Source organism: Noviherbaspirillum sp. FW303-A3, assembly GCF_058788695.1.
Genome location: NZ_JBYTAZ010000002.1, coordinates 51,251 through 60,456, shown reverse-complemented (window position 1 = coordinate 60,456; position 9,206 = coordinate 51,251). Strand labels below are relative to the sequence as shown.

Sequence of the window (9,206 nt, the reverse complement as noted above, 5' to 3'; positions counted from 1 at the left end):
CCGTAAAAAGCCACAGGTAGGGCAAAAGTTACGGAAACCATGATGGGAGGGAGGAACCATTCCCCCACTTAGTGCATCTTCCTGCCATTGCACAAACGATTGGATCATGGCGCGAAACAACAAAGTTACCCAACGCTGGTCAAAGCAAGTCACTGAGCTTGCCCTTGCAGCACCACAGGTGGTCATGCACCGCACGTCTCGGATGATGCACACGCGGCTTTCCGCCCGCGACCGGGTCGAGTTCACCCGTATGGGCGGGGAAAAAGTTGTTGCCTTCTATGAGTCGTGGGCAGCGATGTGGACGGCCGCCTTCACGGTGCAGTTCGAGCTGGCGGCGTCCTGCGTTTCTACGGCCATGTCGTTGGCTGCAGGCGGGACCGGTGCCTCAGGGGGCGCGTTGGCGTCACTTGCCAATACCGGCACCAAGGTCCTCTCTGCCGGGCTCGAGCCAGTTCGCAGGAAGGCGGTGGCCAATTCCAGAAGGCTTGCCCGCAGCATGCGCTCACGGTGAATCCCCGCCGAAAAACACAAAGTGTGCGTTAAAGGAGGTCTTCCACGGTGCAGCGCAGGCGTAGCAGTGCGCCGACGGCAGCCGCGTGTTGCGCCATGACGCTGGCGTGGGAGGCGGCTTCGGTGGACAGCCAGGCGCGCACCGGCGGCGACAGAGACAGTGTCTCGGCGCGGATCAGCTTGTCGTCGTCGAAGTTCTGCAGCCGGTACACGGGGTCGCCCTCCAGGCGCAGCGTATGGATGAACAGCTTCTGCCCGTCGGGCGAGACCTTGCCAACGGTCCAGTGCGAGAAAAATTCCATGAACCACAGGCTTTTGGGGTGGAAGTGGCACCTAATGATGTGCGCCAGCGCCTGGTCGGAGATCCGCAGCCCGATCGGGGAATTGATGCCAAGGGCGCGCGACCGGTAAGTGTTGACCAGCCCGCGCGCCAGGTCGTCGATCTCCGCCAGTACGTCGTTGACCGCGCGTGGCCAGTCGGCGTCGTCAAGCCGGAACTCGGCGTTGTCGGTGCCCTGGTCGGGGGCGAGCAGGCGCGCGGCGTCCTCGGCCCGGTGCGCCAGCGTCTCAATCGTGCGGTAGAGGTCGTAGAGGAAGCGCCATGATGGCACTTCCACGTCATCGCATGTGGCAATGCGCTGCGCAATGGATGTCAGTGCGGCCAGTTCTTCAAACATCAAATCGTCCTTACCCGTCAAACCCCGCAAGCGGCTTTTGCCGAGGGCGGGCCGTAAGTCTCCAGCGCCCGGCTCAAGTCGGCGAACTTCACCGGCTTCGGAAAGACCATGTGGAATCCGGCGTCGAGTGCGGCCTGTTGATCGAGCTGGTTGACGTAGCCGGTCACGCCAACCACCGGCACGTCCCCTAATTGAGGATGAGCGCGAAGGACGCGCGCGAGTTCCAGGCCGGACATGTCACCGGGCAAGCGGATGTCGCAGAAAATAAGGTCCGGGCGCTCGTCCTCGGCCGCAGCTAACCCGCTTGCCGCGGTGTGCGCAACCCTGACCCTGCAGCCCTTGATTTCAAAGATGTCGCACAGGAGCTGGGCGAAATCGCGGTTGTCCTCGATGACGAGAATTTTCGTCGGTTCAGTCATGGCGCGTTAGCTTAAAGCAACTGCTATTGCCACGGCTCAACATCCCTTCGACATGCAGGGGATTTGCCAAATGTTGACGTGGTGACATAGCATAAGTTTTACCTTCGGCGCAGCTTGTGGTAAGGTTTATGTTATGTCCAAGTCCTCCCTTGCCCTCTCATCGGTCCCGCCTCAAGCCCTTGGCGCGCTGCAGACGCTGGGCGAGCACCTTGCGTTGGCTCGCCTGCGGCGCAAGGAATCCCAGCGCAGCTGGGCGGCCCGCTTGGGCGTGTCGGTTCCGACGCTCATCCGCCTGGAGAAGGGCGACCCTTCGGTAAGCATGGGCGTGTACGCCTCGGCGCTCTGGCTTCTCGGGCTGTCCGGCGGGATCGCTGAACTTGCCGACCCGGCCAAGGACATGCGGGCACTGGAGTCCGACGTGCGGCAGGCCAGCCAACTGCGCGCGGCCCGAACACGGGCCTCGACGGCGCGGCTCGCGAAGAAAAGGGAGACTTGACGATGCACGCAGCTCCGCCTGACAGGCTCCATCTCTGGTTTCTTGGCCAGCCCGACGCCCCGAGCCTCGTGGGCGAGCTCAACCTCGTGATGAGCCGGCGCGGGGTCTCGCTCAAGTACGCCGAGTCCTGGATCAAGACCGGCTTTCCGCTGAGTGAAGACCTGCCGCTCACCGACCTGGAGCACCTCCCCACGGAAAAGGATACGGCCGCAGGCGCCGTGGATGATGCGCGCCCCGACCGCTGGGGCGAGCGGGTCATTCGCCTGCTCGACCGTCCGCCCCGGCTGTCCCTGCTGGAGTACCTGTATTACGCGGGCGACGATCGTTTCGGTGCGCTTGGGGTGTCCCTGTCCGACACGGTCTATCAGCCGCGGGAGATCGGCCCGCTGCCCAAGCTCGCCGATGTCGACGCAGTGCATGAGGTGGTGCGCCGCGTGCTCGCCCAGGAGCCGGTCGATGCGCGCCAAAAGCGCCTGATCGCCCCCGGTGTGACCATGGGTGGCGCACGGCCCAAGGCGCTGTTCCAGCTGGACGGCCAGGAGTGGGTGCTCAAATTCGCCGAGGAGGACCGGCCCGCCGAGCCCCTGCTCGAACACGGCGCGCTGACCCTCGCGGCACAAGCCGGAATTCATGTTGCCGAAACCCGGCCCATTCGCTTCAAGACCGGGATTGCGCTGGCCATCCGCCGCTTTGACCGGCGTGCCGGCCGGCGGCTGCACGCGATCTCGGCCAATGTCGCCCTGCGGGCGGCCGGCGCCGAACTCTCCTATCCGAACCTGGCCTTACTCCTGCGGCGCCGCGGCCCTGTCGAGCTGCACCGGGACCAGATGCGGGAGGTGTTCCGGCGCGTAGTCTTCAACATCCTCATCGACAACACCGACGACCACGAGAAGAACCATGTGATCCTGGTGCGGGAGGATCAGCAGTACGTGCTGGCGCCTGCCTTCGATGTCCTGCCGATGGGCCAGTCCCTGGGCTACCAGTCGCTGGTGGTCGGGGAGCGGGGCGCGGAGTCGACCATTGAAAATGCGCTTTCCGCAGCGGCCCAGTATTGGCTCACGCCCCAAGACGCGCTGACCGAAGCGCGGCAGGTCGCCCGTGTGGTGGAGGGCTGGCAGCCGCACTTTGCCGCCCAAGGATTGCCTGCCGCCACCCTCGACGAGCTGGCGCAGCATATCGACCGACCCTTCCTGAAAGATCAGCGCGCGGCCCTGAAGTAGCGCACCCGCACGGTTGGTGAACCGGCGCGCAAGCCCGTTACGCTCGAACCGACCTGAATCGACAGACTTTATTACTCGCGCTGCTATTTGCCCGTGGGCAACAAAAACACCACTTTTTTCGCCTTCCGGTAAAAAGCAACTAATATACATTGCGACGATGCTCAACCCCCACTGGTCCTCTCTCCGGACACCCGCCGGGGTTTGTCCTGCCCGCCGCTCTTCGCGCGCCCATCCTTATCGCGCTTTTTTTGCGCCCTTATTGCGCACCGCTCTCCGGTCCGGCGGCGCCTGGTCGCGCTCCTCTTGATCCTCTCTCCGGACGCGCTGCGCCGCGTGCTCCGGCCGCCCGCTTTTGCATCGCCCCTTTGGCGCTTTTGTTGCGCCGGTCGCGCCCCGGTGTGCGTGGCGCTGCCGCCGACGGGTCGCGATCGACGCGCGATAGCGCGTCTATGGCGCTTTTCTGGCGCACCTGGTGCGCGGGCGCTGCCTGGGGAGGGAGGGGCGGGCCGCGGCGGCGCGAAAGGGGCGGGAAAAGTGCGCGGGATGGGAGCGGGAGACGGCCTTGGCCGTTCCCATTGTCGCGCCGCTATGGCGCGGTTATGGCGCCGTTACAGCGACTCGTCCTCGAGCTGGATTAAGCGCCAGCATCCGCGCACGGCGCGGAAGTGGTACTGGACCTGCCAGTCGGTGTCGGGCTTGTACACCTTCACGCGCGCGCCGCGCGCGTTGTGAAGGACGATCTCCGAGCGCAGCCCGTTCTTGGCCATGTATCCGGAGAGCGGGAGCGACTGCGCGAAAGTGGCGCGGGAAACGGTGCTTTTCACCGGCGCGGATTCATCCTCTCCCTTGGCGTTGACACCGTATTCCCATTTCAGCACCGGCAGCGGATCGACGGTGCGCGCCGCGGCGAAGGCGGCGTCGCGCGAAAAGTGCGCGAAAAAAGCGGGGAAAGCCTCGGTGCGGCGCGAAAAGCAGCTCTCCGACGCGACCGCCGGGTGCGAAAAAAGCGCGAAAAAGGCGAGGAAAAGGGCGAAAACCGGGGTGGAAAGTGCCATAAACGGTGAGAAATGCGGGAAAACGAGTGAGAAATAGGCGAATAGGGTGGCACGCCGGCACGGCCGGCGCAATATACAGCGCTTTTTCAGCGCCCCTTGAGCAGGCGGCGCGGGCGGCCGGAGCGACCAGGGCGGCGCATCAGAGGGGCACGCCGCCTCCGGCGGACGACCGGAGAGGGGTAAGCAATAGGGGCGCAAAAGGGGCGCGATAGAAAAGCGCGCGCAGCGGAGGATCGCGATCAGGCCAAGCCCGGCAAGGGTGGGGCGGGTCGTGCCGGGATAGAGCAGGCGTGGCGATGTATATTAGTTGCGTTTTTATGGAGGCGAAAAAATGGTCATTTTTCTTTCCTTCAGGAAATGTGGAGCGCTTGCAATAAAGTCTGTCGGATTGTTTTAAAGTCCGTCGGAAACGGCTCGTCGTTTGTTCCTTCAATTGCAGTGCGGCAATTTCCATTGTGTGCACCGCAACCCCGGCGCATAATGAAAACGTGGCATCAACGTCAGGAGAACATGATGGGATACCGAGATCCGCTGGCCGCGCTGGCAAGGATGTATCTGGCCGAAAAAGCCCGTGAAGGCGCTGAGATCGTCAGCCGCGAATGGGACGAGCGTCAGGCGCAATGGGAGCAGCGCCAGGAAGAACACATCGCACGCTGGACCGAGCAGCATAACGCGAACACCGAACGCATCGAGCGCATCGACGCCAACCTGTACAAGCTCACCGACATGCGCTTTAACCCGGCCAACGCCAAAAAGCGCGACTACCTCGAGAAGATTGACGGCTGGATCAAAAAGGACGAGACCAAGCGCGACGCGCTCGTCGCCCGCAATCAGGAACTCGAATCCAAGATCCAGGATGTCTATGACAAGCTGGTCTCCGGTGGATCCAAACCCTGGTTCTACCAGGAGCGCAACAACTATGGGCAAGGGACCACGATACGCATCCGCATGAACCCCCGGTTGCGGCTCACGCGCACTGTCGGCAAGTCGACCAGGAGCAATATCCGGAAGTCCTCATCCCTGAAGGTGTCCCTGTTCGTCAACAAGCCCAAGCGGTTCTCTCGGTGACGTTGCACCGTGGCGCGGGCCGCAGAGAAAGCCCGGGGAGTCGCTGGGAGACGTTCAAGACGTGGTACCGCTGGGGCTACTGGCTCGACACGCCGCAGGGGGTCGTCGTGCTCCTGTCGATGCCGCTGTGCTGGCTCGCCGCCTTGGCGGCTTTCCTTTTGCCTGCCGCCACGCGCCCTGTATGGCTGTCCTCGGAGCCGGTGTTCTACCTGCTCACGCCGCTTTTGAGCTTCCTCTATTTCGTGCGCTTCGGGCAGCTCGCCTCGCAGCAGTTTTCCTCCTCCGTGCTGACCGCCGCCGTGGTGCTGGCCACCACCGGCATGCCTTTCTATTTCCCTTACCTGCGCAGCGCGGCCTAGCGACGCGCCTCCCATAAATGTGGGATATGTTGCCATATGGAACCATTGCTATAGTGAGCGCAGGTTCACGGTATGGTGGGTGTATGGGTACAACGTTGGTCGGATTGGGATTATGTGCAGCAGGCAGCGCCGCCTCGGCGGTACTGCGCCAGCAGGGCCACCCCACGGCCGACTTGATCCCGCCCTTCGTCGATTACCTCTGGATCGGGCTGCTGACAATCGGCGCGGGGCTGGTGTGGGTGGAGCGAAGGCGGCGCCCCTAACGTGCCGCACTGACGCCCTGCAGCGGTGTTACGATGAGGTCCACGACGAACCGGCCCGCGAGAAAAAAGGTATTCCATGCGTCATGGAAAACACTCCCAGCATCCCCACGACCGCTCCATGTATCAGCACGAGCGCGCTGTCTGGGAGGACGCCTGTGGCGAAGCGCAGCGCCTGGATCGCACCTATGATGCCTCCTCAGTGCGGGAATGGTTCGAGACGCTCGAGACCTCGCGCGTATGGGAGTTCGAGGACAAGTACGCGAGCCTGATACGCGATTACATCGGCAAGACCCCGTTGCAGCGCGACGCCTTCCTAAGCAAGGTAACCAAAGGCGCATCGGACGAGCAGAAAAAGCTCTTCCACGTCCTGGTGATCATTGCGATGGCGCGGATCACCCACCTCATGCGCCTGCGCGACCAGTACCGCAACGCGCTCGTCCCCGGAGGGCGAGATCGGCCGCTCGCTGCTGCCTTGTTTGAGTTTTCCCGGAAAGTAGACGCCCTCACACACTGGGCATGGCCGGTAGATGTGTTCGCAGCTGCCGGGGTGGACGATGGCAGTCCGGACGAAGACGACGACGAGGACGACGACCCCGTCCACACGGCGCCCGCACCGGCACCACCTCGCCCCAACGACTGCGAACTCCTGGTTGTACTGGGACAGTGCGATCAGTACGGGATAGCCCCGTCCGGCCATCTCATCGCCCGTGCGCGACAACCAGCTGCAGCACCACTGTGGCGGCTGGCCATCATCGACCTCGATCAGGAGGCGCTGCGCCTTGCGGTCTTTGACCGGAAACCTACTCTGGGGGACCTCAAGCCCTACCTGCAAAGTGCATTGGGGCCAGCATCGGCGGAAACACCGAATGTGCTCGTGTTCCCCAAAAACGTGCTGAACGCCTATCCTGCCCTCGAGCAGGCAATCAGCGCGCAGGGTCGCGTATTCCCGGCCAACCCGGGAGTGGCCAACCGCGTGGAGACGCGGTGGGCAGACGACTACCTCCATGCGCTGGACAAGGAGTTGACCCTGCTGGGCGAGCCGATGCCACACGTTACAGAGTTTGCGGCCCTCGCTGCGCAACGACTGTTTCTGGACATCGAGGAGGCCAATCCGTTGGCCGACTACGTGCTGTACAGGAACCAGCTCCAGAGTCACGTCTGCACTTTGCTGTGCATTCGCGGCCGGGAGGTGGCGTCCTTCCAACCTGGCGCCGAGCCGTCCGAATGGAACGCCGCGGAGATCAAGCGGGAAATGGCGAAACTGGAGCGCTACCACAACAACGGAACGATCACGCCCTTTGGCGAGGTGCTGTTACGCGTGTCTCGGACCGTCCATCGCTGGTCGGCAGCGCCCGTGCCACTCGAACAGGTCATGTGCGACATCGCCGATCCCCTGCTGGCAGAACTGGCCACCCCGTCCCAACCCGGGCGCACCTCGTTGTCGTTCCACCTGTCATCGTATGTGCCGTCCGGAACACCGGAGGCGGACTTGGTGGACGCCTGCGTGCTTGCCCGCCTCGACGGCGGCGTACCAAGCCGTTACTACTCCTCCGCACGGTACCCGGGGCGCCCGGGGACCATCCACGCTCGATGGGCGGCCTTCCGGCTGGCGGACTCGTCAAGCGAGCCCGTGCTACTGCACGTGCCGCGACGGATCCGCCTCATCGAGGCCCTCACCAGATCCGAGCAGGACTCCACATGTGCCATCATGGTCGCCGACGACGTCGTCCCCCAGCGAATTTCCCACAACGTCAATAGCGGATGGACAGACTGTTATTCGTGCTGGTCGGACGCCGCGTCCGCGTTTCAGAACGGGATACGCCTGTACGGCGGCAGCTCGCCGCCGCCCAAAAAGTGGATGGGAACGAATGGCACAGCAGTCGGGCGGATACTGATCCTTGCGGTGTTGGCTGAAAATGCGCGGCGCAGCGACATTACGGCGTTGTTCGACCGGATCGGCGCGGGGGTCGACCAACACATCAACGACGCACTGGATGACGAAGGGTTTCCGGCAATCCACCTGGAGGCCATGGAGCCATTCAGCACCCCGTACGCGCTCTACCACCATCGTGCGGCGATGCTAATGGCCGGCCGCGCCCGGGGTAATCTTTTCTGAACGGTTAGTTGAGCAAACCGGCGATGAAACCGCCTGCCGTCTGGAGCGCGCTGTCAGTGTTCAGGCAGTAGGCGTAATACGACAAATGCGGAATCACCACGAACACCTGGCCGTTGAACTTGGCGTAATGGATGCGCCGCAGCCGTCCGTCTTCAACGAACTGGTACTGCCGTAGCGGCACCTCGCCGCCAAAGAAGGCGCGGCAATAAGCGCCGACCAGCGTCGTGCCTACCCCGATGAAAAGCCGCGGCCGGTAGATCTGCACCGCCTGCGCAATCGCCGGGATCCGGTTGGCGTCGCACCACGCCACATACTCCGCCTTGGTGACAAACCCGGTCTCGGTAATGGCCGCTTCCGACCAGGCGTCCACTGCCTGGCACGGGTATGGATACAGGTTGCCCTTGTAGTAGCCCTTCTGGCCAGGCACGAAAGGCTGGTAGTGCCGCGCGAACGCCTCGTACTGCTCCACGGGCTGCCCGGCAATCGCCGCCAGGAGCTTGAACGCCTTGACGTTGTAGGGGTAGATCAGCTGGTGGTCGATGGAGTAATCCCGCAACTCGCGCGCGACCTGCGGCTCCTGCGCCAGGTTCTTGGCGTCGCCGTGCTCGATGCCCATCAGCCAGGTCGAGGGATTGTCCGGGCTGCCCGGATCGCCGCCGTCGCCGCCTTCAAGCGGGTCGACCGCCCACGCCTCAAACAGCTCGCGCACCGTCGGCGCCGGCGGCACCGGTTGCAGCGCCAGCGCCTTGGCCGTCAGGGCGCGCACGCAGTCCGGCCCCGGTTCCGTCACCAGGCCCTGCGCCTCGAGCGCGGCCATCAGCTCGCACGCCGCGCCGTAACCCAGCATGAAATGGCGCTGTAACAGCGACACCGACGCCGCGCGCCGGGACACGATCAGGCGGGTGGCGTCGGCCAGCAGGTCCGGCTGCGTGGGGGTCGGGGTGAGGGTGGCTTCCGTCATACGTGTTCTCCATGGTCAGGGAAAGGCACCGCGCCTTTCGTCCGCTTAACCGCACTATCGTG

The 9,206-nt window shown here is 63.8% G+C and carries 11 protein-coding genes; 7 read left to right on the top strand and 4 right to left on the bottom strand.

Annotated elements, in window-relative coordinates; genetic code table 11:
• Positions 1 to 106 precede the first annotated feature (106 nt).
• Entirely contained in the window at positions 107 to 511 is a 405-nt protein-coding gene (locus tag AC3WOY_RS26380) for a polyhydroxyalkanoate granule-associated phasin (protein ID WP_492429442.1), read from the top strand.
• Between the two features lie 28 nt (positions 512 to 539).
• Here the strand turns inward: AC3WOY_RS26380 and AC3WOY_RS26375 are convergent, their stop codons facing one another.
• Both AC3WOY_RS26375 and AC3WOY_RS26370 read right to left on the bottom strand, forming a co-directional pair.
• The gene (locus AC3WOY_RS26375; RefSeq protein WP_492429441.1) at positions 540 to 1,187 is read right to left on the bottom strand and encodes a hypothetical protein; all 648 of its coding nucleotides are present in this window, start codon (positions 1,185 to 1,187) and stop codon (positions 540 to 542) included.
• A gap of 17 nt (positions 1,188 to 1,204) precedes the next feature.
• On the bottom strand, positions 1,205 to 1,606 hold the full coding sequence (locus AC3WOY_RS26370) for a response regulator (RefSeq protein WP_492429440.1): 402 nt from the start codon (positions 1,604 to 1,606) through the stop codon (positions 1,205 to 1,207).
• Between the two features lie 133 nt (positions 1,607 to 1,739).
• Here AC3WOY_RS26370 and AC3WOY_RS26365 point away from each other — a divergent pair, with 133 nt between their 5' ends.
• Both AC3WOY_RS26365 and AC3WOY_RS26360 read left to right on the top strand, forming a co-directional pair.
• Positions 1,740 to 2,102: a helix-turn-helix domain-containing protein gene (locus tag AC3WOY_RS26365; RefSeq protein WP_492429439.1), complete on the top strand. Its 363-nt coding sequence runs from the start codon at positions 1,740 to 1,742 to the stop codon at positions 2,100 to 2,102.
• 2 nt (positions 2,103 to 2,104) lie between these two features.
• Entirely contained in the window at positions 2,105 to 3,322 is a 1,218-nt protein-coding gene (locus tag AC3WOY_RS26360; RefSeq protein ID WP_492429438.1) for a type II toxin-antitoxin system HipA family toxin, read from the top strand.
• Positions 3,323 to 3,930: 608 nt separating this feature from the next.
• On the opposite strand, the gene AC3WOY_RS26355 is transcribed toward AC3WOY_RS26360, so the two are convergent.
• Positions 3,931 to 4,377, bottom strand: coding sequence for a hypothetical protein (locus AC3WOY_RS26355; RefSeq protein ID WP_492429437.1), 447 nt, complete (start codon positions 4,375 to 4,377; stop codon positions 3,931 to 3,933).
• Positions 4,378 to 4,887: 510 nt separating this feature from the next.
• Between AC3WOY_RS26355 and AC3WOY_RS26350 the strand changes: the two genes are divergently transcribed.
• The 4 genes from AC3WOY_RS26350 (at position 4,888) to AC3WOY_RS26335 (ending at position 8,183) form a co-directional block, all read left to right on the top strand.
• Positions 4,888 to 5,445, top strand: a complete 558-nt coding sequence (locus AC3WOY_RS26350; RefSeq protein ID WP_492429436.1) for a hypothetical protein — start codon at positions 4,888 to 4,890, stop codon at positions 5,443 to 5,445.
• Positions 5,442 to 5,804 (top strand): hypothetical protein, encoded by a 363-nt coding sequence (locus tag AC3WOY_RS26345; protein WP_492429435.1) that lies wholly within the window; start codon positions 5,442 to 5,444, stop codon positions 5,802 to 5,804. The genes AC3WOY_RS26350 and AC3WOY_RS26345 overlap by 4 nt, the downstream gene beginning before the upstream one ends.
• Before the next feature lie 83 nt (positions 5,805 to 5,887).
• A complete protein-coding gene (locus tag AC3WOY_RS26340) occupies positions 5,888 to 6,067 on the top strand; it encodes a hypothetical protein (protein WP_492429434.1) in 180 nt (59 codons plus the stop codon).
• Between the two features lie 118 nt (positions 6,068 to 6,185).
• A complete protein-coding gene (locus AC3WOY_RS26335; RefSeq protein ID WP_492429433.1) occupies positions 6,186 to 8,183 on the top strand; it encodes a hypothetical protein in 1,998 nt (665 codons plus the stop codon).
• Between the two features lie 4 nt (positions 8,184 to 8,187).
• Here the strand turns inward: AC3WOY_RS26335 and AC3WOY_RS26330 are convergent, their stop codons facing one another.
• The gene (locus AC3WOY_RS26330; protein ID WP_492429432.1) at positions 8,188 to 9,144 is read right to left on the bottom strand and encodes a DNA translocase FtsK; all 957 of its coding nucleotides are present in this window, start codon (positions 9,142 to 9,144) and stop codon (positions 8,188 to 8,190) included.
• Positions 9,145 to 9,206 lie beyond the last annotated feature (62 nt).